Raw genomic sequence first — 25,884 nt, 5'->3', positions numbered from 1 at the left:
AGTCAGGCAGGTCAGAGGATGCTGAACGGGAAGTACTTGTCGTTGATCTTCTTGTAGGTGCCGTCGGCGATGATTTCTTTCAGTGCTTCGCTCAGCTTGTCGCGCAGCGGGTCGTCTTTGCGCACCGCGATGCCGATCTTGTCGTCAACCGGAAGCGCATCACCTTTGAACTCGAAGCTCTGGCCTTCCTTGCCTTTCAGCCACTCGTAGCTGGCGTATTTGTCGCCGAGCAGTGCGTCGAGGCGGCCCGAGGCCAGGTCGAGAAAGGCGTTTTCCTGGGAGTCGTACAGCTTGACGGTCACGTCGTCGCCCCAGTTGTCTTCCAGCCACGAGCCGGAAAGCGTCGCACGCTGTGCGCCGATGGTCTTGCCCTTCAGCGTTTCCTTGATGGCGGCCAGGTCGCCGCTGAGGTTGGTGGTTTTTGGAGCGACGAATTGCAGCTTGTTGGAGTAGTACGGAATAGTGAAGTCCACGGCCTGCTGGCGTTCTTCGGTGATCGACATCGACGAGATCAGGAAGTCGAACTTCTGTGCGTTGAGCGCTGGAATGATGCCGTCCCAATCGGAGGTGACGGTTTCACAGGTCACTTTCATCTTGGCGCACAGGGCGTTGCCGATCTCCACGTCAAAGCCCACCACCTGACCGCTGGCGTCCTTGTTGTTGAACGGCGGATAGGCGCCCTCGATGCCCATTTTCAGGGTCTCGGCAGCAAAGGCGCTGGAGACCATTGCCAGGGTGGCGGCAGCGGCCAACAGAATAGTTCTCAGGGTCTGCATCGATGTTGCTCCGTTAGCGATTGCTGGACATGAATTGTTTGCAGCGCGCCGACCGCGGGTCATCGAAGACCTGGTCTGGCGATCCTTGTTCTTCTACCAGCCCTTGGTGCAGGAAAACCACTTCGCTGGACACCTGCCGGGCGAAATTCATTTCGTGGGTCACCATCAGCATGGTCCGGCCTTCTTCGGCCAGGCCACGAATAACGCTAAGCACTTCCTGCACCATCTCGGGATCGAGGGCAGAGGTAGGTTCATCGAACAGAATGACCTTGGGCTGCATCGCCAGCGTGCGCGCAATGGCGGCACGTTGCTGCTGACCGCCCGACAATTGTGCCGGATAGGCATGACGCTTGTCGGCGATCCCCACTTTGGCCAACAGCGCTTCCGCGACTTCGGTGGCCTCGGCTTTGCTCTGCCCCAGCACACGACGCGGCGCCTCGGTGATGTTATCGAGGACGGTCATGTGCGGCCAGAGATTGAAATTCTGAAAGACAAAGCCGATCTCGCTGCGCAGGCGGTTGATCTGACGGTTGTCGGCGGCGATCAGTTCACCTTTGCGGGTAGCTTTGAGCTTGAGCTCTTCCCCGGCAATGAGAATCTGCCCCTGATGGGGGTTCTCCAGCAAATTGATGCAGCGCAGCAGCGTCGACTTGCCTGAGCCGGAGGAACCCAGAATCGAAATCACGTCGCCATCGCGCGCGCTCAGCGAGATGCCCTTGAGCACGTCGAGTTGGCCGTAGCGTTTGTGCAGATTGCGGATTTCCAGGGCGGGCGTGGCCTCGGCCATGTTCAGTCCTCGTGTGTTCGGTGGGCTCATCGGGTTGGCCAGTTGGGCACAACCTGGCGGTCGCACGGTCGTGCGGCGCGAGCTTCATAAGGATGAGCTTGATGAGCGCTGGCATTGAATGCCGTTGCGCAAAAAGGGCGCGATGGTGCCAGCTTTAACCGCCGTGGGGAAGGGTGTTTCGGCCATGAGCGCAATCGACGGCCATTCTTGTGCGCTTGTTTGGTGCCGTTTCGTATTTAGTGTGTATTTTCGGTGCGGCTAATCGTCACCCTCCTGTTGCTCCAAGTAACGTTTCCTACACGAGTGGCGAATTGCTATTGCATTCATGGACTTGCGGAAATCGTCTGGAGTGGGCGTATCCCGCTGCGACGTCGTATTTGAAACATCTTGGCGTAATTCTTGCGTAAAAAATAAATAACAGAGCTGTTGTGTTCTCTTTACGAAGAGCCTCTACACGTCCTGATCCGTACAAAATCCTTCTAAGGTTGGTTCCATGAGCAGTACACCCAACGCTTCAAACCTTGAACAAGGGCTCAAACCGCGGCACATCACGATGCTCTCTATCGCGGGCGTCATCGGCGCCGGCCTCTTCGTCGGCTCCGGCCACGCGATCGCCGAAGCAGGGCCGGCCGTGCTTCTGGCGTACGGCGCCGCAGGCACACTGGTGGTACTTGTGATGCGCATGCTGGCGGAAATGGCTGTCGCTTCGCCTGACACCGGTTCTTTTTCGACCTACGCCGACCGCGCGATCGGGCACTGGGCCGGCTTCACCATCGGTTGGTTGTACTGGTGGTTCTGGGTGCTGGTCATTCCGCTGGAAGCCAACGCCGCCGCGACGATTCTGCACGCGTGGTTCCCGAACGTGGCCATCTGGGCGTTCACACTGGTGATCACTCTGCTGCTGACCGCGACCAACCTGTTCAGCGTGAAGAACTACGGAGAGTTCGAGTTCTGGTTCGCACTGATCAAGGTCATTGCGATCATTGGCTTCGTGCTGCTGGGCATTGCGGCGGTGTTGGGTCTGCTGCCGAACAGCCAGGTCAGCGGCGTCAGTCACTTGTATGACACGCAGGGCTTCCTGCCTAACGGCATGGGTGCGGTGCTGGCGGCGATGCTAACCACCATGTTCTCGTTCATGGGGACGGAGATTGTCACCATCGCGGCGGCAGAGTCGAAGAATCCTGGCCAGCAAATTACCAAGGCCACCAACTCGGTGATCTGGCGGATCTGCCTGTTCTACCTGCTCTCGATCCTCCTAGTCGTCGCGCTGGTGCCGTGGAACGACAGCCGTCTGGCTGAAGTGGGCTCGTACCAGACCGTGCTCGATCTGATGGGCATTCCGAACGCCAAGCTGATCGTCGACATCGTCGTGCTGGTCGCAGTGACCAGTTGCCTGAACTCGGCGCTGTACACGGCTTCACGCATGCTGTTTTCCCTCGGCAAACGTGGTGACGCCCCTGCTGTTTCCCAGCGCACCACCAAGGCCGGCACGCCTTACTGGGCGGTGCTGCTGTCGACCGGTGCTGCGTTTGCTGCCGTGTTCGCCAACTACGTTGCGCCCGCGGCGGTCTTCGACTTCCTGCTGGCAAGCTCGGGCGCCATCGCGCTGTTGGTGTACCTGGTGATCGCCGTCTCCCAGCTGCGTATGCGCCGCAAGCGTGAAGCAGAAGGCCAGGCGGTGGACTTCCGCATGTGGCTGTTCCCCGGCCTGACCTGGGCGGTGATCGTGTTCATTGTCGCCGTGCTGACCATCATGCTGTTCCAGGAAGGCCACCGTATGGAAATCATTGCCACCGGGCTGCTGAGCCTGATGGTCGTGGCAGCAGGCCTGATCGTTTCAAGCCGTCGCAAGGCGGGGAAGGCAGGGAAGGTTGTGTTGAATTGATGGGGAAGTGAGTCGGTTGTGGCCGACCGCTGTCGAGAAGCCGCTATCAGGGATGATGGCGGTTTTTTTTTGCTCGACGATTGGGTTGCGGTGAGGAGATTCAGCGCCTTAGCTCATCCTGCTCAGCACTGATTTTCCGCGTACCTGATGCAGTACCACCGCCGCCAGATGCAGCGCCACCAACCCTGCCAATACCGCGCACAGGACGTGGTGCAGCTGATGCAGCTCCAGCAGCGCGATCTTTGAGTGAATGAGCTGTGGCAGCGGCACCAGCGCCAGCAGCATGACCGGATGGCTCATCATCAGCACCCCAGTAATCAGCACGCCCGCCACCGTCCCGTAGATCGCCTTGTGCGCAGCGCTCGCCAGTCGCGCCTGGACGTTTTTAGCGGAGTGCCGCGCAGGGGCTTTGATTGCCAGCCACAACCGCCACGCGAAGAACGGAATAAACAGACTGGTCAGCTGTGGGTTGAACGACTCAACCCACTGCCGAAATGGGTCGTTCTGATCCAGCAATGCCACGCCGAAGCCGCTGAAGGTGGCCCATAGGATGACGGCAGCAGACAACCAATGCAGGACAATTCGCGTTCGGGAGTAAGCGCTCGTTTCGCCTGGGATGGGTTCAGGCAAAGGAGTGTTTGGGAGTGTCAAAACGGCCAGCCTTTAGTTGAGAAGGAGTTGCATTCTCGTAATGGCGTAAAGCTACCGTTTTGACCGGGGTCATGTAAATCAAAAACGTTTTAAGAACGCCCGCCTGCACCTTTCGCGTTCTTTTTCTGCAGGATAACGGACGCTTCGTTGTAGGCAGTCTGGAAGGCATCGCTGCCGATCCATTCAACGGCCGCGTCTTCATCTTCCTCGTGGAAGAGCCCGCGGTAGGTAATCAGCAGGCCCATCATGAAGTCGGTCGCCGGCTCTTCGTCTTCTTCAGCAATCACCAGCTCCAGCACCGGGTATTGCAGGAAGACCACGCACAGCGCCAGCAGGCTTATCGATTCCGCCTGCTTCATTGCTTCGAACAGGTCGTCGAAATCCGCCGGGTCGAAACCGTTCTCTTCGATGTCTTTGAAATCGAATGTGCTCAGATCGATTTCGACGTCATCGAAAGGCTCGTTTACGAAGGCGTGGTTGAGCACTGGGTGAATGACGCTCGGCCGGGCCTTGCCGGAGCGGTTCTGCTTGGCCTTGGCCTTTGCACGCTGGGCGCGTTTTTGCTGTTTGTCGGGGGAGGCCATGACGGCGGTTCCTTGTGCGGTGCAGCCATTCGCATGGCCCAGGATCATCGGGCGCGTATTGTATTCAGTCTTGAGCTGGTTCGTCGTGCTTGTTGCGGTCGATCCCCAGCATCTCCATCGTGGATTCCATCTCGATCTCGCTGAGAATGGCGCGGAACGCCTCATAGAAATCATCGTCGTGGATGCGCGCCCTGACGGTCGCCTTATCCAGTCCGTGGGCCCACATCATGTAGGCGCCCAGCGTGTTCACCAGAACGTCGAGGTAGTCGTCGAAATCGAAGTCGTAGAAGGCGTGTGCGGCTATCGGACCTTTGGCAAAGGCATCGAGCAAATCCAGGAACCCTTTCTGCTCGGCAACCTTGAGCACTTCGTAATGCGCGAGGCGTTGCTCCTGAGACGGCTCTGGCGCAGGGGACTGGTAAACCTCCATCAGTAGCATTTCGTCTTCAGTGAGCGACATCCCGATGTCCTCGCCCCTGATCACCGCCGCCATCGCTTCCCGCTCTTCTTCGTCCATGGTTTCGAGGATGTCGGGCTCTACGAAATTCTTTAGCAGGGTATCGTCGTCCAGCTCTGCGTCGTCCTCCGAGAAGAAATCAGGCATGAAGTAATCCGGGACGATCGGGTCGGGAGTCTGCGGATGCTGGCGGGCGACTCGCTGCTCCTTGGCTTTGGTCTTGGCGCGTTTGGCCCGTTTCTGTTGCTTGCTGACAGATGCCATCACGAAGCTTCCTTGGTTGGCTCAAGCCTGCGATGTTAATAAATCACGCCCAATAAAAAACCCCTGAATCTTTCGATGCAGGGGTTTTTCGGTATTTATGGTGCCCAGAGACAGAATCGCAAGGGTAGGTCTGATGCGAGGGTTACATTTTTAACTGCTCAAACTTCCCGGGTGCTGAAAATCTCCAGACAACCTTGAATGCCGCCCCGCCGGATATCAGTTCCGCCTGCCGAATGATGGCAGGCCACCATCGGACAAGATTTTCGGCCTTACTCCAGTAGGTTGTCTGGCCCCATTGCTTGGCAAGACAGAAAACCGGCAGGCCGCATTCTCTGAAGGCCTGCCGCTCGGCGTTTCCTTTGGAGAACTTGTCTTGTGACACCACAGCCCAACCGCCTTCGGCAGTGAGCTCGGTAATCCAGTGAATATCACTTGTGTCGGCGGGGAATCTGTCCCTGAGCGGGATTACGAGATGGCCTTCGCCTTTGCACAGTTCGTGCAAGGCTCTGGCAATGGACGGTGGAAGATTGTTATCGATCAGAAAATTCAAGCAGCAATCCTGCGCTCGTAGGTCACCGCAGCGTCCACTGCCGCAGTCGGAATTTCGAAAATCACAGACACACGTTTTGCATCCTGGCCTTCAGCCAGGTAAGCCTGATAAATCGACGCGGTATCGACACCAGTGGAGGAGAGCACCGGTTTTCCAAAGTTACGGTTCGGGTCGAGCACAATTGCCTTGCTGCGCTTGACCGGATACCAACGCTGCGCCTTTCCCTCACCCGTATAGTCAATGCCTTCATACAGCGCAGGCGCGATGACCTGCCTGAATGCGTACTGACGTTTCGCAAGATCCAGGATCGCCTCATCGCCAGTCTCATCAAACACAGTGGCGAATATGCTCCTGCCGTCAGTCTGGAATCTTCTGCAGGTGAACGGATAGTGCTGGTTAAAAATTTCCTTGGCTTGCCTGGATGCTGCGCGAATAGCTTGAAGGCTTACGCCGTGCTTTCGGAAGGCATGGACAAATCTGATCTCAAGCAGGTCGTGGAAGCCAAGCAGCTTCTCGTCGTTGACCCCTAGCTCAGGTAGCCACAGGCCAGAGTGATCCACACCATCTGCCTTGTATCCGAAGAGCCATCGGCGGATGTCTTTGGCGGCAATACCCGTATAGAGGGCTGCTTCTGAAGGCGTGTATACGCCGACACCAATGAGGTGGCTGGACGTTTCGATAGTCTTCATGCACACCTCCCGTGTCCGTGGTTGCTCAAAAAAATGCATTCTGAGGTTGATCAGAGTCTCGTTCAACTGATCCTGGGCGAGCGCTCAGGGGAAAATTGTAAAAAACCGGTGCGTGGCGAATAGTAATCCCTTGTGGCTTTTCATCCCGGCGCCGGCCACCCGCCAGTAGTTCTACCTCATCAAGATTTATCCACAGCAGCCGATGTGTGGGTATGAGCATCCCGCTGGACATACTCTGAGTTGAATCTCCCTAGCCCAGTCCAGCACCATTGTTTTAGTCCTGCTCGATGTTCCTCCGAGGGACTACTTCACCCACGTGAGATTGAATCCATGCGAATCACTGTATCGGTACTGCTTTTAGGAATGCTTGGCACTCAATGCGCGCTGGCGGCTGGGGATGGAACATCCGCAGTGGGCGGAGGCATAGGCGGCGCGCTTGGGAATGTCATTGGACAGCAAATGGGTGGAAGCACCGGCGCGGCGGTTGGTGCGGGTGTCGGAGGAGCCGCTGGCGGAGCTTTGGGTGCCAAAAGAGGAAGCAAGACCGAAGCGGCTATCGGCGGGGGGCTGGGATCAGCGGGTGGGTCTGTCATTGGTAACCAGTTGGGTGGCTCAACAGGGTCAACCATAGGTGCCGGCTTAGGCGGCGCTGCCGGAGGCGCAGTGGGTAGCAACATGGCAGATGACGGCGGCAACAACCGCTCTCACGGCAAGCGACATGGACACAAGAAAAATAAGCATGATTGATAGCCCGGCGATCTGCTCCCACACCTCCAATCGAGTGATTTGAGCGACGACACGCGCGTTTGTCGGAGACGTCGGCCACCACCTAGGCGTCTTCACACATATCCGGCCCTGAGCTTACGAATCCATTCACATCTATCCAGGCTTCCAAGGAAACAGTTGGGAACCGTGAAAAGCAAAAAGCCCGCACGAGGCGGGCTTCTTGTGTGTTTTCAGCTGTGCTTGGCATCACCTGAAAACGAAAGGTGGTGCCCAGAGACGGAATCGAACCGCCGACACGGGGATTTTCAATCCCCTGCTCTACCGACTGAGCTATCTGGGCAACGGGGCGCATTAAACGTGTTTTTCAGGAGGCCGTCAAGCATGGTGTCGAAAAAAATCTGAATTATTTCCTCCGCTTACGACGACACTGTCTCCGATGGGTTATTCGGCAGGGGGAACGTAGCCGTCGGCCTTGGCGTATTCCTCGCCGGACAGGTATTTGTCCATCTCGGTCTGCAGGAATTTGCGATCTTCGGCATTCATCATGTTCAGGCGGCGCTCGTTGATCAGCAGGGTCTGGTGTTTCTGCCAGTCGCCCCAGGCTTTCTGCGAGACGTTGTTGTAGATGTCTTCACCTTTGGCGCCCGGATACGGCGGACGGTCCAGGCCAGGCAATTCTTCTTTGTATTTGCGGCACATCACGGTGCGGGTCATGAGGACTCTCCTGCATTCAATACGTCGGCTGCGTGTTTCAGCAGTTTCTTCACCGGGGCGGCAAGGCCCAGGCGCGGCGGGGTGGCGAGGTTATACCAGAGCCAGTCGTCCTCGGCCACGTGATGGGCGGACTCACGGACCCGGACCAGCCAGGGCTCGATGCTCAGCTGAAAGTGGCTGAACGTGTGGATCAGGCCCGGCAAGGCTTGATGCTCGCCCAGCTCAAGGGCGTGCTGGTTGGCCAGATGCTGCATGTCATTGAAGTCGTCCAGTTCCGGCAGGCTCCACAGTCCGCCCCAAAGCCCGGTCGACGGGCGGCGATAGAGCAGAATCTCGCCTTCGTCGTTGGCAAAGATCGGCATCAAGGTGCGCTTTTGCGGCACTACCTTGCGCGGTTTCGGTATTGGATAGCGGGTTTCCAGACCGAGCATGTGCGCTTCGCACCCACGTTCCAGGGGGCAGAGCAGGCAGCTGGGTTTGGTCCGGGTGCAAAGTGTGGCGCCCAGATCCATCATTGCCTGGGTGTAGTGATTGACCCGGCTGTGCGGCGTGTAGCGCTCTGCCGTGGCCCACATCTGCTTCGCCACCTTGGGCTCACCCGGATAGCCTTCCTGAGCGGTAAAGCGGGCGAGTACGCGCTTGACGTTGCCGTCGAGGATCGGCGCGCGCAGGCCCATGCTGATGCTGGCAATCGCGCCCGCCGTGGAGAGGCCGATACCGGGCAGCTCGACGAGCTTTTCCACGTCGCGGGGGAATTCACCGCCGTGCTCGGCCACCACGATTTTCGCGGCTTTCTGCAGGTTGCGCGCGCGGGTGTAGTAACCCAGCCCGGTCCACAGATGCAGGACCTCATCTTCCGGTGCTTCGGCCAACGCCTGCACGGTCGGGAGCGAGTCCATGAATTTATCGAAATAGCCAAGCACCGTGCTGACCTGGGTTTGCTGCAGCATGATTTCCGACACCCATACACGGTAGGGGGTGATGTCGTGTTGCCAGGGAAGATCGTGACGGCCGTGGCGGTCGTACCAATCGAGAACGGCGGAAGAGAACTGCTCGGGTTGCATCAAGGGTTCCGGTGATTAGAGAGAGTCGGGTTGCATCGCCATGTCTGCATTAACGCTTGCCCGCGAGTGCGTTGGGTCAGCCACCACCATGGTGCATGACCCGACGCCTTCGCGAGCAAGCTCGCTCCCACAATTTGGAGGCGCAGCGGCTGCTGGACGGGGTTAACGCTTGAACAATCCCTTGATCGCGTCCTTGAGCTCGGGACTCACCTTGTCCCCCAGCTTTTCATCGATCTTGTCGCCGATCCGGTCCCCTGCCAGCTTGGCAGCGACCTTGCCCAGGCCGTCGTTATCCAGACGGCAGGCCTTGGCGCCCATTTCCAGCGGGCCGCGGCAGAGCACCGGCCATTCGATGCCGACAAAGCGCGGATTCACTTCGCAGGCAGGGTCCGGCATGTCGCTCTTGTCGCCTTCGATGATCACGCCGACGCGGTAGTTCATGCCCATGACGCGCAGGTCGATGTCGCCATCGCCGTTGACCGTCAGGCCCGGGGTGCGGACTTTCAGGTCCGGGTTGCTGGCCACGCCGTTGCGGAACACCAGATTGCCATTCAACTGCTGGAACGGCGTGTCCTTGCCGCGCGGTTCGCCGCTCAAGCTCTTGCGATTGAGCGTCGAGATGCCGCGGCAGAGCTGCTGCTCAAGGTTGGCATTGACCAGCACGCCATCGTTCAGCGCAAAACTCGCGGTACCGTTGAGGCTCTCGACCAGCGCCTTCTCGCTGTTGCCTTTGGCGGTCACATCGCTGGTGAGGTTAAGCAAACCGCGCAACGGCGGCGTGGTGCCCTGGCTCTGAATGAAATGTTCCACCGGCACCTTGGCAATGCGCGTCTGAATACTTGCCAATGGCACCTCAGGGCGCGCATCCAGGTCGCCTTTGACTTCGAAGTTACCGTTGTACAGATCGCCGCGCAGGCTGCTGACCGTGATCACGCCATCAAGCGCCGAGGTTTTCAGCACCGCGTTCTGGATCGGCAGTTTCTCCAGGGTCAGCTTGCCGAAGCTCAGGTCGGCGTCGACGTCCAGTTTGCGCAGGCGCTCGAGGGGCAGCAGTTTCGCGTCGCTCCAGGCGCCTTGAGTCGGCTGATTCGGCAGAGGCGAGGTGCCCGACGCCACCATGGCTTCGGCTTCCGCGCCCTGAACTTCGACTCTGCGCGCGGCCCCGGCGCTCTTCGCCTGCTCGCCTTCGGGTTTGCGATATCGGTCGGCGTCGAACGCATCGGCCTTGAGTTGCAGGCGCAGAGATTGTTTAGCGAAGTCTTCCACGCCGACATGACCGGTGATGGTGCTGTCGTCGAGTTTCACCCTGAGGTCATCCAGCGAAACGCTATTGGGTGTTGCCGCGATGCGGGTGACCAACTCCAGTTTGTTCAGGCTGCCGTCGCCAAGGGGGGGCGCCGGTTGACCAACACCGTCGAGGAAGTCGCGCAGGTTGAACTGGGCAATCGAGATACCGCCTGTAAGCTGCGGCGTCTTGTCCAGATCACGCACATGCAACTCGCCGAGAGCCCGCAGTTGATTCGCGGACAGCTTCAGATTGGTCCATTCCGCGACGTTGGCGGACATGTCTGCCAGCAATTGGCCCTGGGCCGAGAACGTCAGCGTCTTGCCCTGCAGGGGATCGCCCGCCGCTTCCCCGGAAAACCGCATGTCATCAAGCTGATAACGCTTGAGCGCGCGATCAAAGCGCAGCTTGCCGGTCAGTTCGGTTTTGGTGCGCACAACGGGTTGGTTGGTGCTGAGGAACGCGGTCAGTTTCAGCGGGATATCGGTCGCGTTGTGGATCGGGCCGGTGCTCAGCTGGATGCTCTCGGCGGTGAACTGCCGGGCCTTGGGAATATCGTTGAAATCGATCCGCGCGTTGTTCACGGTCAGGCTGTCAATGTCCAGCTTGAGCGGCTGCCACTGCTTGTCGGGTTTAGCCGGCGCTGTATTGGCCGGCGCATCCGGCGTGGCGGGCGGCTGGGCTGGATTGGCCGCAGTGGCGGGGACTTTGCCGATGTCTTCCCAGTTGCCATGGCCGTTTTCGTCACGGGTCAGCGTCAGGTTCAGGCCCTCGACACGTACATCGCTCATCTGCACTTCCTTGCGCAGCAGCGGCAGAACGCGCACGGACAACCCGAGCATCTGCAGGTCGGCGAAGGGTTTGGACGGCTCGCTCAAGGTGGCAACGCTGGCATCGTGCAGCTCCAGGCCCAGCCACGGAAACAGGCTCCAGCCAATATCGCCATTGAGCGTGAGCTCGACGTGGGCGCGATCGCGAACCAGTTTTCGAATCTCGTCTTTGTAGTCGTTGGGATCAAAAAAGTGGGTCAGGGCAAAGCCGAGAGCCACGATGATCAGCAACAGCCCGAGAAGGGTGAGCCCCAGGATTTTGCCGAACGCTTTCATGGGCGAGTCCTTGTGTCGAGTCGTTCAAAATTTAGCCCGCGAGTATAGCGTCCTCACGCAGGCATCGGGTTTTGGATCGCCACAGACACCTCCGATCGAAATGTCAGCGCCTCGCACAATGACAAACGGCACGAAAAAGGTAGTAGCAGAATGCTTTCTTTTCTGTCGCAAATGGTAATCTCGCGCCGTTCGCCAGCTTTGCTGCGTCGAATTGTCACGTAAAGAGACGGTCTGCCGATAAACCACCGAGGCCTGCGTGCTTGAAGAGTGGTGGCAGAGCGATGTCGCTGTTCTTGCGGGATATAACTAAAAATTGGGGGCAACAATAAATGACTACGAGCACTGCTCTGGGCGGTACGGCCGCTCAGCCTGCGTTCTTGTCCAAAGAGCGCATTATCGCCAAACGCGGTTTCAACCGTTGGCTGGTTCCGCCAGCTGCATTGGCAATCCACCTGTGTATCGGCATGGCCTACGGCTTCTCGGTGTTCTGGCTGCCGTTGTCCAAGGCAATCGGCATCAAGACTGCTGTCGCCTGCCCGGCTGACATGGGTTTCTTCGAGCAAGTCATTTCGTCCAGTTGTGACTGGCCGATCTCCATGCTCGGCTGGATCTACACCCTGTTCTTCATTTTCCTGGGTTGCTCCGCAGCGATCTGGGGTGGCTGGCTGGAACACGCGGGCCCGCGCAAGGCCGGTGTTGTATCGGCACTGTGCTGGTGTGGCGGTCTGCTGATCTCGGCGCTGGGCGTATACACGCACCAGATCTGGCTGATGTGGATCGGCTCGGGCGTGATCGGCGGTATCGGTCTTGGCCTGGGTTATATCTCGCCGGTTTCGACGCTGATCAAGTGGTTCCCGGACAAGCGCGGCATGGCGACCGGTATGGCGATCATGGGTTTCGGCGGTGGCGCGATGGTGGGTGCTCCGCTGGCAACCGCACTGATGAGCCACTTCGCCACGCCTGACAGCGTTGGCGTATGGCAGAGCTTCGCGGTGATGGCGGTGATTTACTTCATCTTCATGATCGGCGGCGCACTGTCGTACCGCGTTCCGCCTACCGGCTGGAAACCTGAAGGCTGGACCGCTCCGGCGAAGAAAGCCAACAGCGCGATGATCACTAACCGCCACGTGCACGTCAGCGTTGCATGGAAGACGCCTCAGTTCCGTCTGGTCTGGCTGGTGCTGTGCCTGAACGTTTCGGCAGGCATCGGCATCCTCGGCATGGCTTCGCCCCTGCTGCAGGAAGTGTTCGGCGGCAAGCTGCTGGGCACCGACCAGCCGTTCGGGCAGCTGGATGCTTCGCAACTGGCGGCCATCGCGGCCATTGCGGCCGGCTTCACCGGTCTGCTGAGCCTGTTCAACATCGGCGGCCGTTTCTTCTGGGCCTCGTTCTCGGACTACATCGGCCGTAAAGCCACCTACTTCGTGTTCTTCGCGCTGGGCTTCCTGCTCTACGCGTCGGTACCGACCCTGGGTCACTTGGGCAGCGTTGCGCTGTTCGTGGCGGCGTTCTGCGTCGTGCTGTCGATGTACGGCGGCGGTTTCGCCACCGTTCCGGCTTACCTGGCTGACCTGTTTGGTACGCAAATGGTCGGCGCGATTCACGGTCGCTTGCTGACTGCATGGGCTGCCGCTGGTGTGCTTGGCCCGGTATTGGTGAACTACCTGCGTGAGTACCAGCTGAGCCACGGCGTTGCTCGTGCCGATGCCTACGACATCACCTTGTACATCCTCGCGGGTCTGCTGGTGTTGGGCTTCATCTGCAACCTGCTGGTGCGTCCGGTGGCCGACAAATACTTCATGACCGACGAGCAGCTGAAGGCTGAACAAGCCATCGGTCACGATGCCGGCGCCGATCACAGCACTTCGCTGGAATGGAAAGCGGACCCGAGCACCAAGCCTTTGGCGATTCTGGCCTGGCTGGCAGTGGGCATTCCGTTGGCATGGGGCGTGTGGATCACTCTGCAGAAAACTGCGGTGTTGTTTCACTAAAAGCTGATCTGGTTAGCCTGAGATGCTTCAGGCTAACCAGAACCTGTGGGAGTGAGCGTGCTCGCGAAGGCGGTCTAACGGTCGGCAGAGATGTCGAATGTGAGGGCCTATTCGCGAGCAAGCCCGCTCCCACATTTTTTTGGCTGTACGTATTCGCTTGTACACACATGTCTATCCCATGCAGCCCGCATTCCCCCCGGTCCGGCATTGCTCGCTTCATGTTTCTGTTTCCCTGCCACACGCCTATAATGGCCGCCTTTTCGCCCAATGATTTTGCGGAGCTGGTGATGGCCGAACGTATGGTGTTCGTCGAGCGCGACACTCTGGAAACCCAGATCAAAGCCTCGATCAACCTGGATGGCACAGGAAAGTCCCGATTCGACATCGGCGTTCCTTTTCTTGAACACATGCTCGACCAGATCGCCCGTCACGGGCTGATCGATCTGGACATCGAATGCAAAGGCGACCTGCATATCGACGATCACCACACCGTGGAAGATGTCGGCATCACGCTGGGCCAGGCGTTCAGCAAAGCCATCGGCGACAAAAAAGGCATCCGTCGCTACGGCCACGCCTATGTCCCGCTGGATGAAGCGCTGTCGCGCGTGGTCATCGACTTCTCCGGTCGGCCTGGCCTGCAAATGCATGTGCCGTACACCCGCGCCACCGTCGGCGGCTTTGATGTGGACCTGTTCCAGGAATTCTTCCAGGGGTTCGTCAACCACGCCAACGTCACGCTGCACATCGACAATCTGCGCGGCCACAACACTCACCACCAGATCGAAACCGTCTTCAAGGCGTTCGGCCGTGCACTGCGCATGGCGGTAGAACTGGACGACCGCATGGCCGGCCAGATGCCTTCGACCAAAGGCGTGCTGTAATGCAGACCGTTGCCGTTATCGACTATGGCATGGGCAATCTGCACTCGGTGGCCAAGGCGCTGGAGCACGTCGGCGCCGGTCGCGTGCTGATTACCAGCGACGCCGACGTCATCCGTGAAGCTGACCGTGTCGTGTTTCCGGGTGTCGGTGCCATTCGCGACTGCATGGCGGAAATTCGTCGTCTGGGCTTCGATGCCCTTGTGCGTGAAGTCAGTCAGGACCGTCCGTTTCTCGGGATCTGCGTGGGCATGCAGGCGCTGATGGAGCGCAGCGAAGAGAGCGGCGGTGTTGATTGCATCGGCACTTTCCCCGGTCAGGTACGCTTTTTCGGCAAGGACCTTCACGAAGATGGTCAGCACCTGAAAGTCCCGCACATGGGCTGGAACGAAGTGGCGCAGGCCGTGGATCACCCGCTCTGGGCCAACATTCCGGACATGGCGCGGTTCTACTTCGTGCACAGCTATTACATCGAATCGCCCAACCCGCAGCAGATCGTCGGCCGTGGCCATTACGGTCATGATTTCGCCGCTGCATTGGCCGATGGCTCGCGCTTCGCCGTGCAGTTCCACCCCGAGAAGAGCCACACCCATGGCCTGCAGTTGCTGCAGAACTTCGCGGCGTGGAACGGCCGCTGGTAATGAGCAAGAAGACCAAACCGCCGATTCTGACCCTCACTCCCGAGCAGGAGAGTGAGGCGTGCCACAGGATCAAGCGGTTCATGGAAGACCGTTTCGAGCTGGACCTGGGTTCGTTCGAAGCGGCTGAAATCCTGGAATTGTTCACCCGCGAGATCGCGCCGCATTACTACAACCGGGCGATCTTCGATGTTCAGACGCACCTCAAGGAGCGTTTCGAAAGCATCGAGAGCGACCTGTGGGCGTTGGAGAAGAGCAGCTAGAGGCGGCAACTTTCAAGCTGCAAGAATGGTTAGGTGCGCAGACTTGCAGCTTACAGCTCGCGGCGCGCAGCTCTTTTGACGAAGGAAAAAGAATGCTCATTATTCCCGCGATCGACCTTAAAGACGGCGCATGTGTACGACTGCGCCAGGGTCGGATGGAAGATTCCACGGTGTTCTCCGATGATCCGGTGAGCATGGCTGCCAAATGGGTCGAGGGCGGCTGCCGTCGCTTGCATCTGGTTGACCTGAACGGTGCGTTCGAAGGCCAGCCGGTCAATGGCGAAGTCGTGACAGCGATTGCGCGTCGTTACCCGAACCTGCCGATCCAGATCGGCGGCGGCATCCGCTCGCTGGAAACCATTGAGCACTACGTCAAAGCCGGCGTGAGTTACGTGATCATCGGTACCAAGGCGGTCAAGGACCCTGACTTCGTCGCCGAAGCCTGCCGCGCGTTCCCTGGCAAAGTGATTGTGGGCCTGGATGCCAAAGACGGCTTCGTCGCCACCGACGGCTGGGCTGAGGTCAGCACGGTGCAGGTGATCGACCTGGCCAAGCGCTTTGAAGCCGACGGCGTCTCGGCCATCGTTTATACCGACATCGCCAAAGACGGCATGATGCAGGGCTGCAACGTCCCGTTCACCGCCGCGCTGGCCGCTGCCACCCGCATTCCGGTGATCGCGTCGGGCGGCATTCATAACCTGGGCGACATCAAAGCGCTGCTCGACGCCAAGGCACCGGGCATCATCGGCGCAATCACCGGCCGTGCGATCTATGAAGGCACACTGGATGTGGCTGAAGCACAGGCGTTTTGTGATTCGTACAAAGGCTGACTGGCACGCCCCCGTGTAGGAGTGAGCTTGCTCGCGATAGCAGTGTGTCAGAAGTATGTTTGCTGACTGACCCGGCGCATCGCGAGCAAGCTCACTCCTACAGGGGCGTGCTTCAAATCAGAATGTTGTGATGTTGGGCAGATTCCCAACCGTTTTCGGAGAACCGGCCCATGGCCCTCGCCAAACGCATCATCCCTTGCCTCGACGTCGACAACGGCCGTGTGGTCAAGGGCGTGAAGTTCGAGAACATCCGCGACGCCGGTGATCCGGTCGAGATCGCCCGTCGTTATGACGAGCAGGGTGCCGACGAGATTACCTTCCTCGACATCACCGCCAGCGTCGATGGCCGCGACACTACGCTGCACACCGTCGAGCGCATGGCCAGTCAGGTGTTCATCCCGTTGACTGTTGGCGGCGGCGTGCGCACGGTGCAGGACATTCGCAATCTGCTCAACGCCGGTGCCGACAAGGTGTCGATCAACACCGCTGCGGTGTTCAATCCCGAGTTCGTTGGTGAAGCCGCTGCCCGTTTCGGTTCGCAGTGCATCGTCGTGGCCATCGATGCCAAACGGGTTTCGCTGCCCGGCGAAGCGCCACGCTGGGAAATCTTCACCCATGGCGGTCGCAAGCCAACCGGCCTGGACGCGGTGATGTGGGCCAAAAAGATGGAAGACCTTGGCGCCGGCGAGATCCTGCTCACCAGCATGGATCAGGACGGGATGAAAAACGGCTTCGATCTCGGCGTGACCCGTGCCATCAGTGATGCGCTGGGCATCCCGGTGATTGCTTCAGGCGGCGTCGGCAATCTTGAGCACCTGGCGGCCGGCGTGCTGGAAGGCCACGCCAGTGCCGTGCTTGCGGCGAGTATTTTCCACTTTGGCGAGTACACCGTGCCTGAGGCCAAGGCGTACATGGCGGCGCAAGGGATCGTGGTTCGCTGAGCCTGGGGCCGCGCTCAGTCCTTGATGCTTGAGGGCTGAGTCTCCGTAAGCAGGCTCACTCCCGCACGGCGGTGCTCGCATTGCGCCGAAGTGTTCTGGCGCGTCGTGGCGAACCTGCTCTGAAGACGAGCGTGCCGGTCGTCGAACTGGACTTTGCTGATCGTTAGCGGCACTCTCTTGCCGTCGTCAGGATCAGGGGCCAGGGATATGTTCAAAGGTGTTTTTCTTGCACTGATCAGCGTCGCGATAATGCTGTCAGGAGCGGCCCGGGCCGACGATACGCCGGCCTATTCAATGGTCCTGCTGACCGAAAACTTCCCGCCTTACAACATGGCTACCGACGGCAAGAATTTCGCCCAGGAAGCCAACATCAAGGGCATCGCCGTCGAAGTAGTGCGCGAGACCTTCAAGCGCGCCGGTGTCGGCTACAACATGACCTTGCGCTTTCCCTGGGATCGCATCTACAAACTGGCGCTGGAAAATCCCGGTTACGGCGTGTTCGTGACTGCGCGGTTGCCCGAGCGCGAAAAACGCTTCAAGTGGGTCGGACCGATCGGCCCGGACGACTGGATTCTGCTGGCGCGCGCTGACAGCCCGATCCAGCTAAGCACTCTTGAGGCTGCACGGTCTTACCGAATCGGTGCCTACAAGGGCGACGCTATTGCCGTGGAGCTGGCGCGTCAGGGTATGAACCCGATCACGGTGCTCAGCGATAAAGACAACGCCAGGAAGCTGGTCGATGGCCAGCTCGATCTGTGGGCCACGGGTGATCCGGCGGGTCGCTATCTGGCGCGGCAGGAGGGCATCACAGGGTTGAAAACCGTGCTGCGTTTCAACAGCGCCGAACTGTTTCTGGCATTGAACAAAGACACCCCGGACGCCGTGGTCCAACGGCTGCAGCGCGCGCTCGATCAGCTGCGCAAAGAAGGCGTGGTCGATTCGATTTTCGCCAAATATCTCTAGCGAAGCATTGTCGGCCTAGCGATAACGCCCGTTCTTGCCATGGCCGGCCATCGCCTCATTTCCGCGCTCAGTGACCATGTGGCGGATCTCGATCAGCTCTATACCTTGGGATTTAAGCTTGGGCAGCTCGCGCTCCAGGACATCGAGCGTCACCGGATAGGGATGGCCGATCATCACGGCCGAGCCTTGCTTGTGAGCGAGCTTGATCGCTGTCTGCAACTGGCCGCTGATGGCCTCGGCGGTGCGCTCGTCGTCGAGAAAAACATCGCGGGACACACTGGCCAGCCCAATCTTCTGCGCTTCAGCCGCCGCAACGGTTTTGGCGCTGGTGCGGCTGTCGACCAGAAACAAATGACGGCGCTGCAACTCGCCCACCAACCAACCCATGGCCACCGGCTCGGCCGTCATGCGGCTGCCCATGTGGTTGTTGATGCCAGCGGCGTAGGGGACTTTTAGCAGCGCGGCGTTCAGACGCGATTCGAGTTCGGGCAGCGGCAGTTCCGGGTGCCAGGCGTACGGCCCGGTCGCCGGGTCCATGGGCATGTGCAGCATGACCGTCTTGCCAGCCTTGTGCGCCTGACGGGCAAAGTCCGTTGCGTGGGGCGTGTCAGGCATGATCGCCAGCGTCACGGGGCCGGGAAGGGCCAGCGCGCGGCTGTCCCGTTCAGGGTTTTGTCCGAGATCGTCGATGATCAGGCTGAGATAGGCGACCTTCGGCGCTTTGCCTGCGGTCGCCGAGGAGTCAGCGGGCGCTGCACGTGCAGCTCCCGTGGAGACGGCAAGGGCGCAAATGAGCCCGGTCAACCAGACGCGCATCTCAATTGCCGCGCGTGACGCTCAAACCCTTGAGCAAGCTGAGGGCCTGGTTCATCTGGTAGTCATCGTCCTGCGGACGCGCCTTGCCAGCCTTGGCCTTGGTGGTCGGTTTGTCCGCGCCGCCGTTGCCGTTGCCCAAGTGACCGAGCAGATCGGCCTCTTTGTAGTTGTCGCCATCGGCTTCGGCCGTGAGCTTGGCGCGTTTCACTTCGATGTCCGGATTGATGCCCTGGGCCTGAATCGAGCGGCCGTTCGGCGTGTAATACAGCGCCGTGGTGATCTTCAGCGCGCGGTCGTTGGCCAGCGGCAGAACGGTCTGCACCGAGCCTTTGCCGAACGTATCGGTGCCCATCAGGATGCCGCGCTTCTGGTCTTGCAATGCACCGGCGACGATCTCCGACGCCGAGGCGCTGCCGCCGTTGATCAGCACCACCAGAGGCACACCTTCGCTGGCGTCAGCCGGGTCTGCCGAGAAGCGCAGTTCCGAGTTGGCAATGCGGCCTTTGGTGTAAACGATCAGGCCCTTGGTCAGGAAGTGGTCAGCCACCTCGACCGCCGCCTGCAACACACCGCCCGGGTTGTTGCGCAGGTCGAGGATCAGGCCGCTCATCTTCTTGCCGTTGTCCTTGCGGAGCTTGGCCAGCGCCTTGCCGACTTCCTCACCGGTCTTGACCTGGAATTGGGTGATGCGGATGTAACCGTAACCCGGCTCCAGCATCTGCGCCTTCACGCTTTTGACCTGGATGGTTGCGCGGGCCAGCGTCACATCGAATGGAGTGCCGCCGTCACGCACCAGCGTCAGGGTGATTTTTTCGCCGATCTTGCCGCGCATTTTGTCCACGGCTTCCTGCATCGTCTGGCCCTGGGTTGGCGTGCCGTTGATTTTGACGATCAGGTCACCCGCTTCGATGCCAGCTTTGGACGCAGGGGTGTCATCGATGGGGGAGACGACTTTTACAAAGCCGTCTTCGACGCCCACTTCGATACCCAGCCCGCCGAACTCGCCACTGGTGCTTTCCTGCAGCTCCTGGAAATCTTCCGGGCCCAGGTAAGCGGAGTGGGGATCAAGGTTGCTGAGCATGCCTTTGATGGCGTTTTCCAGCAGGGTCTTGTCATCCACGGGCTCGACGTACGCGGCTTTGATCCGGTCCATGACCTCGGCGAAGGTGCGCAGCTCGTCGAGCGGCAGCGGCGCCTTGATGTTCGCGGCGTTGGCGGGCGCAGTGGCTGCAGGCGCAGCAGGGGCGGCGCCGGCAGCCTGGGCCAGAGGAGCGCCGATAACCACGGCGATAGTCAGGGCCAGCGAGGTGAGGCGGGACGAAAACAGCATGTCTTACGAACTCCTGAGTGAGGTGTCGACTTATCCTTGAGTACGACACCATTGGGCCGGATCACTAGGGCGACCCTGCTGACGAATAGCGAAATACAACGCCGGAGTGTCCTGACCACCACCGCTGTTACCAACAGTAGAGATCGCGTCTCCGGCTTTTACGACGTCCCCGGCCTCTTTCAACAGGCTCTGGTTGTGACCGTACAGACTCAAATAACCATTGCCGTGGTCGAGAATGACCAGAAGCCCGGCGCCGCGCAACCAGTCGGCGAAGACCACCCGACCACCGTGCACCGCGCGGACCTGGCTGCCTGCAGCTGCACTGATCATCACGCCATCCCACTTGGTGCGCTCGTCATCGCCACGGCTTTCACCGAATCGCGCCAACAATCGACCATCGACGGGCCAAGGAAGTTTTCCCCTTGCTTGCTCAAAAGCGCCGCCGTACGACTGACCGGCACTGGAAACTATCGCGCCGGGCGCTTTGATCGGACGACGCGGGGCCACATCGCTGTCGTCCTTCGCATCGTCTTTGGCCCGGTTCTTCGCCAGCGCTTCTTGCTCGCGCTGACGTTTTTCGGCTTCCTGCTGCGCGAGCAATGCCTTCTGGCGAGCCTCTTCGGCTTCGCGAGCCTGGCGGGCGAGGGTTTCTTCGATGGTCTTGAGAACCTTGGTCAGGTCGGCCTGATCCTGCTGCCGCGACTGAAGCTTCTGGTCGCGAACCTTGTAATCCTGATTCAGCTTGGCCAGTGCCACCTGACGTTCCTGGCGCACGGTATCGAGCTGGGCTTTCTGGTCATCCAGCGAACTCTTCTGCACCAGCAGCTGCGCTTGCTGCAGGTCGATGTCTTTCTCGACGCCGGCCAGCTGGTGCAAGGTTTCATTGAAGTTGCGCAACTGCTCCAGGCGGGCCTGGCTCAGGTAATCGTAATAGGTGAGGGTGCGGGCGAATTTTTCGGGGTTCTGCTGATTGAGCAGCAGTTTGAGGTATTCCTGGCGGCCGCTCTGGTAGGCAGCGCGGGCTTGAATCGCGATCAGTCGTTGCTGTTCAACGCGTGCGCTCTGGAGTTTTTTTTTCTCCTGGTCGAGCCGTTGCAGCTCGCTTTCAGTCTTTTTTAGTTCTTTTTGCAGGGCCTCCACCTGCTTTTCCAGCTTGCCCATCTGAGTTTCAGTGGAGCGCAGGTCTTTCTGGACGCCGGATTTTTCTTCCTGCAACTGGCTTAGCGCTTTTTTCAGTTCGGTGATGTCCTGACGCGTGGCATCCAGCTGTTTCTGCGTCTGTGCGCGATCATCGTCGGCGAAGGCCGGATTGAGCAGACAAATCAAGGCGAGGGTGATCAGGGCGCGAAGCATGAGGTTGGGCGACACCAGGAGTAAAGACCGGCCTAGTATGCCCGGCGGTGGCTGCAAAAAAAACGCTCGGACGACGTGGCCGTCAGACATTTCATACAAAACCGGCCCGTCAGCGACTGGCGGACCGGTTCGAGAGGCTTACTTGGCGACCAGAATCGGCGTACCGGTCATTTCGGTCGGGATTTCCATGCCGAGCAGCATCAGCATGGTCGGTGCCACGTCGGCCAACACGCCGCCTTCGCGCACCTTCAGATCACGCTTGCCGACATAAACGAAAGGCACCGGCTCAGTGGTGTGGGCAGTGTGAGGCTGGTGGGTCTCCTCGTTGGTCATCTGTTCGACGTTGCCGTGGTCGGCGGTGATCAGCGCTTCGCCGCCGACTTTTTCCAGCGCCTGAGTGATGCGGCCGACGCAGATGTCCAGGCACTCAACGGCCTTGACCGCTGCTTCCATGATCCCGCTATGGCCGACCATGTCGCCGTTGGCGTAATTAACCACGATCACGTCATAACGCTGATGCTCGATGGCGTCGACGATTCGGTCGGTGACTTCAGGCGCGCTCATTTCCGGCTGCAGGTCGTAGGTCGCGACTTTAGGGGACGGGATCAGGATGCGCTCTTCGCCGGGGAAGGGTTCTTCACGGCCGCCCGAGAAGAAGAACGTCACGTGGGCGTACTTCTCGGTTTCGGCGATGCGCAGCTGCGTCTTGCCGTTGTTCGAGAGGTATTCACCCAGCACGTTGTGCAGGCCGGCTTTTTCGAACGCCGCCGGCGCGTCGATGGTGGCTGCGTACTTGGTCAGCGTGACGAAGCCGGCCAGTCTGGCCTGACGCCGACGGGCGAAGTCCGCGAAATCGTCTTCGACGAATACGCGGGTCAGTTCGCGGGCACGGTCGGAGCGGAAGTTCATGAACACCACCGCGTCGCCGTCTTCGACTGTCACCGGCGCGCCGATGCGGGTGGCTTTGACGAACTCGTCGTTCTCGCCGCGCTCATAAGCGGCGTCCAGCGCGGCCTTGGCGTTGTCGGCGTGGAATTCCGAGGTGCCGTCAACGATCAGGTTGTAGGCGGATTCGACACGGTCCCAGCGATTGTCGCGGTCCATGGCGAAGTAACGGCCGATGATCGTGGCGGTGCGCCCTTTGCCCAGGCGCGCATAGGCGGTTTCCATGGTCTGCAGGTATTGATGGGCACTGCGCGGTGGCGTGTCGCGGCCATCGAGGAAGGCATGCAGGTAAATCTTGTCGGCGCCACGCTTGGCGGCCAGCTCGACCATCGCCACCAGGTGATCTTCATGGCTGTGAACACCGCCGTCGGACAGCAGGCCAAGGATGTGCACGGCTTTGCCAGCGCCTACGGCCTTGTCGACCGCTGTACAGATAGCCGGGTTCTCGAAGAACTCACCGTCGCGGATCGCTTTGGTCACGCGGGTGAAATCCTGATACACCACGCGGCCGGCGCCCAGGTTCATGTGGCCGACTTCGGAGTTGCCCATCTGCCCGTCAGGCAGACCGACATCCATGCCGGACCCGGAGATCAGGCCGTTTGGCATGGTCTGGTACAAGCGATCGAAGACCGGCATCTTCGCTGCGTAGACCGCATTGCCGTGGTGGCTGTCGCTGTGACCGAAGCCGTCAAGGATGATCAGAACCAGAGGTTTAGGCGTGGTAGTCATGAATCCCACTCTTGGCTAATAGGTGAAGTAGAAAAAAGATCGACAGTTTAGGGACAAGTTCAAATCAGCAACAAGCTAAACGACGTCACTGCCGTACGGGCTTTGGCCCACCTTGGGGGCTGTGTATACTGGCCGACATTTTAACGCCCTGGAACCCGATGATGGTTGCTCACCTGATTGAATTTGCCACGAATCACTATTTGCTGACGGGTGCTTTCGTCATCCTGCTGGGCCTGCTGATCGCAACCGAGCTTAGCAAAGGCGGCCGCAGCCTGAGCACTGGCGAATTGACCGCTTTGGTTAACCGCGATGAAGCCGTTGTCATCGATGTCCGCGCCAAGAAAGACTTCACCGCCGGCCACATCGTCGGCGCCGTGAATTTCCCCCAGGACAAAATCCTGACCCGCACGGCGGAGCTCGAGAAATTCAAGCCTAAAACCCTGATCATCGTCGACGCCGCTGGCCAGCACGCCGGCCATACCGCCCGCGAACTGCTGAAGGTGGGCTTCAATGCCGCCAAGCTGTCCGGTGGTATCTCGTCGTGGCGCGGTGACAACCTGCCGCTGGTGAAGTGAAATGACCGACGTCGTCGTCTACTCCAGCGATTATTGCCCTTATTGCTCCCGCGCCAAGTCGCTGCTGGCGGGCAAGGGTGTCGGCTTCCAAGAGATCAAGGTCGACGGCAAGCCACAGGTTCGTGCTGAAATGACCAAGAAATCCGGGCGTACCTCGGTTCCGCAGATATGGATCGGCTCGGTCCATGTGGGCGGTTGCGATGACCTGTTCGCGCTGGAGCGCGCCGGCAAGCTGGATAAGCTGCTGAGCGCCTGAATTCGAACCGGAATGTGGAAACGATGGTTTTTTGCACAGCCCGGAAGCCTACAAGACCTCAATGTAAGGATTTGAGATGACTGATCAACCGAATAACGGCGCCATTTCCAACGAAGAAGAAGCACCGCAGTTTTCCCTGCAACGCATCTACGTCCGCGACCTGTCGTTCGAAGCGCCAAAAAGCCCGGCGATCTTCCGTCAGGAATGGACCCCGAGCGTCAGCCTGGACCTGAACACCCGCCAGAAGCAGCTGGAAAATGACTTCTACGAAGTCGTGCTGACCCTGTCGGTCGAAGTGAAGAACGGCGAAGAAATCGCCTTCATCGCTGAAGTGCAGCAAGCCGGTATCTTCCTGATCAAGGGCCTGGATGCCAGCTCGATGAGTCATACCCTGGGCGCGTTCTGCCCGAACATCCTTTTCCCGTACGCTCGCGAAACCATCGACAGCCTGGTTGTCCGTGGTTCGTTCCCTGCGCTGATGCTGGCCCCGGTGAACTTCGACGCCCTGTACGCGCAAGAACTGCAACGCATGCAGGAAAGCGGCGAAACGCCAACGCCTACCGTTCAGTAAGCGCTGTCGCTGCAATAAAAAAGCGCCCGTGATGGGCGCTTTTTTGTGGGCGGCATTCGACGGTGCTGCGGGTTGGCTACTTGAACCCCAACTGCCGCCAGCCCTCATACACTGCCACTGCGACAGTATTCGAGAGATTCAGGCTGCGGCAGCCTTCGCGCATGGGCAGGCGCAGGCGTTGGTCGCTCGACAGCAGGTCCAGCACCTCCGGTGGCAGGCCCCGGCTTTCCGGGCCGAAGAGGAAGGCATCACCCTCCTCGAATTGCGCATCGTGAAAAACCCGCGAGCCCTTTGTGGTAAAAGCAAACAGCCGAGGCTGGCCGATGGTTTCAAGGCAACTTGGCAGGTCGGCGTGACGATGCAGCGTGGCGTATTCGTGGTAATCAAGGCCGGCTCGACGCAGGCGCTTGTCATCCAGCTCGAAACCCAGCGGCTCGATCAAATGCAGGCTGCAGCCGCTGTTGGCGCAGAGCCTGATGATGTTGCCGGTATTCGGCGGAATTTCTGGTTGAAAAAGGATCACGTGAAACATGCACGGCTCCGAACGAAAGGACGGGATGCATTCTACCCCTGAAGAAGACCCCAGACCGAAGCTGTGGCCCAAGTTTCTGGGCTCGGTGGCGATTGTTGGTGTGATGGTCGGTCTGATGATCGGCCGCGTGACAACCCCGGATCCTGTCCAGCTGCAAACCATTGAGGTGCTGCCGGATGGCGTTGCCGTGTGGTTTAACCGTGAGCCGCAGCTCCATGGCGAACACATCGATGGCGCGGTGGCGTTGCTGTTTAACGCCCAGGGTCAGGCGCAGAAAGGCGAGCTGAAGCTCAACGGCAAAGATGTGCGCTGGAGGGTGCAACGGAGTGACAAGGGGTTGTTGCTGAACTTGCTGGCGGCCCGTCCTCTGCACGGCGACTGGCGCGGTGCAACCCAGGACGGGCGCTGGAGACTGGAGGTCAGTCTCCGGGAGGAATAAAAGAGGGGAATCCCCGGCCTGCCTGTACCAAGGTCCCCAAAACTGGTGATGTATAACGTATTGCAGCGTGCGTGCCAGTTTTGGGAAATGTCTGTAGGAATATTCGTAATGTCCTGCAGGAGACGGGTTTAGGGCCTTGTAGACCGAGCGACTTCACTGCTTACATCGAGCTGAGATTCAACTCGGCTTTCGGACTTGGCCGTTTAGTGAGCGTTTTTGCACGCTATTCGCGCATTTACCCGTGCTGAGTAACCAAAGTGATGCACGCCCTAAAGCGGCGACAAGTCTACAGCACA

At 59.5% G+C, this 25,884-nt stretch carries 28 protein-coding genes and 1 tRNA gene; 13 read left to right on the top strand and 16 right to left on the bottom strand.

Annotated elements, in window-relative coordinates; translation table 11 throughout:
* Window positions 1-11: 11 nt before the first annotated feature.
* On the bottom strand, window positions 12-776 hold the full coding sequence (locus AC0Z8Z_RS19645; protein ID WP_485620218.1) for an ABC transporter substrate-binding protein: 765 nt from the start codon (window positions 774-776) through the stop codon (window positions 12-14).
* A gap of 13 nt (window positions 777-789) precedes the next feature.
* Complete coding sequence (locus AC0Z8Z_RS19640) at window positions 790-1,563, bottom strand: ABC transporter ATP-binding protein (protein WP_122534031.1); 774 nt, start codon at window positions 1,561-1,563, stop codon at window positions 790-792.
* A 493-nt stretch (window positions 1,564-2,056) separates the two neighbouring features.
* On the opposite strand from AC0Z8Z_RS19640, the gene gabP reads away from it, so the two are divergent.
* Window positions 2,057-3,448: a GABA permease gene (gene gabP, locus AC0Z8Z_RS19635; RefSeq protein ID WP_485620217.1), complete on the top strand. Its 1,392-nt coding sequence runs from the start codon at window positions 2,057-2,059 to the stop codon at window positions 3,446-3,448.
* Window positions 3,449-3,556: 108 nt separating this feature from the next.
* Here the strand turns inward: gabP and AC0Z8Z_RS19630 are convergent, their stop codons facing one another.
* From AC0Z8Z_RS19630 to AC0Z8Z_RS19610, 5 genes are all read right to left on the bottom strand, one after another.
* Window positions 3,557-4,078 (bottom strand): cytochrome b, encoded by a 522-nt coding sequence (locus AC0Z8Z_RS19630; RefSeq protein ID WP_485620216.1) that lies wholly within the window; start codon window positions 4,076-4,078, stop codon window positions 3,557-3,559.
* Window positions 4,079-4,188: 110 nt separating this feature from the next.
* The gene (locus AC0Z8Z_RS19625) at window positions 4,189-4,683 is read right to left on the bottom strand and encodes a hypothetical protein (RefSeq protein ID WP_122534028.1); all 495 of its coding nucleotides are present in this window, start codon (window positions 4,681-4,683) and stop codon (window positions 4,189-4,191) included.
* A 64-nt stretch (window positions 4,684-4,747) separates the two neighbouring features.
* On the bottom strand, window positions 4,748-5,404 hold the full coding sequence (locus AC0Z8Z_RS19620) for a hypothetical protein (RefSeq protein WP_485620215.1): 657 nt from the start codon (window positions 5,402-5,404) through the stop codon (window positions 4,748-4,750).
* A 142-nt stretch (window positions 5,405-5,546) separates the two neighbouring features.
* Window positions 5,547-5,954 carry a PIN-like domain-containing protein gene (locus tag AC0Z8Z_RS19615; RefSeq protein ID WP_485620214.1) on the bottom strand — a complete coding sequence of 136 codons (408 nt, stop codon included), beginning with the start codon at window positions 5,952-5,954 and terminating at the stop codon, window positions 5,547-5,549.
* A complete protein-coding gene (locus AC0Z8Z_RS19610; protein WP_485620213.1) occupies window positions 5,951-6,643 on the bottom strand; it encodes a DUF433 domain-containing protein in 693 nt (230 codons plus the stop codon). Before AC0Z8Z_RS19610 ends, AC0Z8Z_RS19615 begins: the two co-directional genes overlap by 4 nt.
* A gap of 330 nt (window positions 6,644-6,973) precedes the next feature.
* On the opposite strand from AC0Z8Z_RS19610, the gene AC0Z8Z_RS19605 reads away from it, so the two are divergent.
* On the top strand, window positions 6,974-7,390 hold the full coding sequence (locus AC0Z8Z_RS19605; RefSeq protein WP_485620212.1) for a glycine zipper domain-containing protein: 417 nt from the start codon (window positions 6,974-6,976) through the stop codon (window positions 7,388-7,390).
* Between the two features lie 243 nt (window positions 7,391-7,633).
* Here AC0Z8Z_RS19605 and AC0Z8Z_RS19600 read toward each other — a convergent pair.
* From AC0Z8Z_RS19600 to AC0Z8Z_RS19585, 4 genes are all read right to left on the bottom strand, one after another.
* Window positions 7,634-7,709: transfer RNA gene (locus AC0Z8Z_RS19600), tRNA-Phe, on the bottom strand.
* Window positions 7,710-7,810: 101 nt separating this feature from the next.
* Window positions 7,811-8,083 (bottom strand): oxidative damage protection protein, encoded by a 273-nt coding sequence (locus AC0Z8Z_RS19595; RefSeq protein ID WP_485620211.1) that lies wholly within the window; start codon window positions 8,081-8,083, stop codon window positions 7,811-7,813.
* Window positions 8,080-9,147, bottom strand: coding sequence for an A/G-specific adenine glycosylase (mutY, locus tag AC0Z8Z_RS19590; RefSeq protein ID WP_485620210.1), 1,068 nt, complete (start codon window positions 9,145-9,147; stop codon window positions 8,080-8,082). Before mutY ends, AC0Z8Z_RS19595 begins: the two co-directional genes overlap by 4 nt.
* 162 nt (window positions 9,148-9,309) lie before the next feature.
* Complete coding sequence (locus AC0Z8Z_RS19585; RefSeq protein ID WP_485620209.1) at window positions 9,310-11,538, bottom strand: AsmA family protein; 2,229 nt, start codon at window positions 11,536-11,538, stop codon at window positions 9,310-9,312.
* 329 nt (window positions 11,539-11,867) lie between these two features.
* On the opposite strand from AC0Z8Z_RS19585, the gene AC0Z8Z_RS19580 reads away from it, so the two are divergent.
* The 7 genes from AC0Z8Z_RS19580 to AC0Z8Z_RS19550 all read left to right on the top strand — a co-directional run bounded on the left by AC0Z8Z_RS19580 (window position 11,868) and on the right by AC0Z8Z_RS19550 (window position 18,042).
* On the top strand, window positions 11,868-13,529 hold the full coding sequence (locus tag AC0Z8Z_RS19580; protein ID WP_122534021.1) for an OFA family MFS transporter: 1,662 nt from the start codon (window positions 11,868-11,870) through the stop codon (window positions 13,527-13,529).
* A gap of 287 nt (window positions 13,530-13,816) precedes the next feature.
* Entirely contained in the window at window positions 13,817-14,410 is a 594-nt protein-coding gene (gene hisB, locus AC0Z8Z_RS19575) for an imidazoleglycerol-phosphate dehydratase HisB (protein ID WP_065987388.1), read from the top strand.
* A complete protein-coding gene (gene hisH / locus AC0Z8Z_RS19570) occupies window positions 14,410-15,048 on the top strand; it encodes an imidazole glycerol phosphate synthase subunit HisH (RefSeq protein ID WP_485620208.1) in 639 nt (212 codons plus the stop codon). The genes hisB and hisH overlap by 1 nt, the downstream gene beginning before the upstream one ends.
* Window positions 15,048-15,308: a DUF2164 domain-containing protein gene (locus AC0Z8Z_RS19565; RefSeq protein ID WP_205485137.1), complete on the top strand. Its 261-nt coding sequence runs from the start codon at window positions 15,048-15,050 to the stop codon at window positions 15,306-15,308. The genes hisH and AC0Z8Z_RS19565 overlap by 1 nt, the downstream gene beginning before the upstream one ends.
* A 92-nt stretch (window positions 15,309-15,400) precedes the next feature.
* Window positions 15,401-16,138, top strand: coding sequence for a 1-(5-phosphoribosyl)-5-[(5-phosphoribosylamino)methylideneamino]imidazole-4-carboxamide isomerase (gene hisA, locus AC0Z8Z_RS19560; RefSeq protein ID WP_172610382.1), 738 nt, complete (start codon window positions 15,401-15,403; stop codon window positions 16,136-16,138).
* Between the two features lie 170 nt (window positions 16,139-16,308).
* The gene (hisF, locus tag AC0Z8Z_RS19555; RefSeq protein ID WP_122534017.1) at window positions 16,309-17,079 is read left to right on the top strand and encodes an imidazole glycerol phosphate synthase subunit HisF; all 771 of its coding nucleotides are present in this window, start codon (window positions 16,309-16,311) and stop codon (window positions 17,077-17,079) included.
* A 207-nt stretch (window positions 17,080-17,286) separates the two neighbouring features.
* Window positions 17,287-18,042, top strand: a complete 756-nt coding sequence (locus AC0Z8Z_RS19550) for a substrate-binding periplasmic protein (RefSeq protein ID WP_122534015.1) — start codon at window positions 17,287-17,289, stop codon at window positions 18,040-18,042.
* A gap of 15 nt (window positions 18,043-18,057) precedes the next feature.
* Here the strand turns inward: AC0Z8Z_RS19550 and AC0Z8Z_RS19545 are convergent, their stop codons facing one another.
* The 4 genes from AC0Z8Z_RS19545 to gpmI all read right to left on the bottom strand — a co-directional run bounded on the left by AC0Z8Z_RS19545 (window position 18,058) and on the right by gpmI (window position 23,215).
* A complete protein-coding gene (locus AC0Z8Z_RS19545) occupies window positions 18,058-18,858 on the bottom strand; it encodes a divergent polysaccharide deacetylase family protein (protein WP_485620207.1) in 801 nt (266 codons plus the stop codon).
* A 1-nt stretch (window position 18,859) separates the two neighbouring features.
* On the bottom strand, window positions 18,860-20,188 hold the full coding sequence (locus AC0Z8Z_RS19540; RefSeq protein WP_485620206.1) for a S41 family peptidase: 1,329 nt from the start codon (window positions 20,186-20,188) through the stop codon (window positions 18,860-18,862).
* A 30-nt stretch (window positions 20,189-20,218) separates the two neighbouring features.
* The gene (locus AC0Z8Z_RS19535; protein WP_172610386.1) at window positions 20,219-21,541 is read right to left on the bottom strand and encodes a murein hydrolase activator EnvC family protein; all 1,323 of its coding nucleotides are present in this window, start codon (window positions 21,539-21,541) and stop codon (window positions 20,219-20,221) included.
* A gap of 138 nt (window positions 21,542-21,679) precedes the next feature.
* Window positions 21,680-23,215 (bottom strand): 2,3-bisphosphoglycerate-independent phosphoglycerate mutase, encoded by a 1,536-nt coding sequence (gpmI, locus tag AC0Z8Z_RS19530; protein ID WP_485620205.1) that lies wholly within the window; start codon window positions 23,213-23,215, stop codon window positions 21,680-21,682.
* 161 nt (window positions 23,216-23,376) lie between these two features.
* Here gpmI and AC0Z8Z_RS19525 point away from each other — a divergent pair, with 161 nt between their 5' ends.
* From AC0Z8Z_RS19525 to secB, 3 genes are all read left to right on the top strand, one after another.
* Window positions 23,377-23,790, top strand: coding sequence for a rhodanese-like domain-containing protein (locus AC0Z8Z_RS19525; protein WP_122534010.1), 414 nt, complete (start codon window positions 23,377-23,379; stop codon window positions 23,788-23,790).
* A gap of 1 nt (window position 23,791) precedes the next feature.
* On the top strand, window positions 23,792-24,046 hold the full coding sequence (gene grxC, locus AC0Z8Z_RS19520) for a glutaredoxin 3 (RefSeq protein WP_485620204.1): 255 nt from the start codon (window positions 23,792-23,794) through the stop codon (window positions 24,044-24,046).
* 76 nt (window positions 24,047-24,122) lie between these two features.
* Window positions 24,123-24,617, top strand: a complete 495-nt coding sequence (gene secB / locus AC0Z8Z_RS19515) for a protein-export chaperone SecB (RefSeq protein ID WP_065987376.1) — start codon at window positions 24,123-24,125, stop codon at window positions 24,615-24,617.
* A gap of 76 nt (window positions 24,618-24,693) precedes the next feature.
* Here secB and trmL read toward each other — a convergent pair whose 3' ends face one another.
* Complete coding sequence (gene trmL / locus AC0Z8Z_RS19510; protein ID WP_485620203.1) at window positions 24,694-25,149, bottom strand: tRNA (uridine(34)/cytosine(34)/5-carboxymethylaminomethyluridine(34)-2'-O)-methyltransferase TrmL; 456 nt, start codon at window positions 25,147-25,149, stop codon at window positions 24,694-24,696.
* On the opposite strand from trmL, the gene AC0Z8Z_RS19505 reads away from it, so the two are divergent.
* Complete coding sequence (locus AC0Z8Z_RS19505) at window positions 25,148-25,588, top strand: hypothetical protein (RefSeq protein WP_485620202.1); 441 nt, start codon at window positions 25,148-25,150, stop codon at window positions 25,586-25,588. The two genes, trmL and AC0Z8Z_RS19505, sit on opposite strands and share 2 nt — an antisense overlap.
* The last annotated feature ends 296 nt before the right edge of the window (window positions 25,589-25,884 follow it).

This window comes from Pseudomonas sp. 1L-C-7-B-C1 (assembly GCF_057291635.1).
This window is presented reverse-complemented; position numbering and strand designations above follow the sequence as displayed.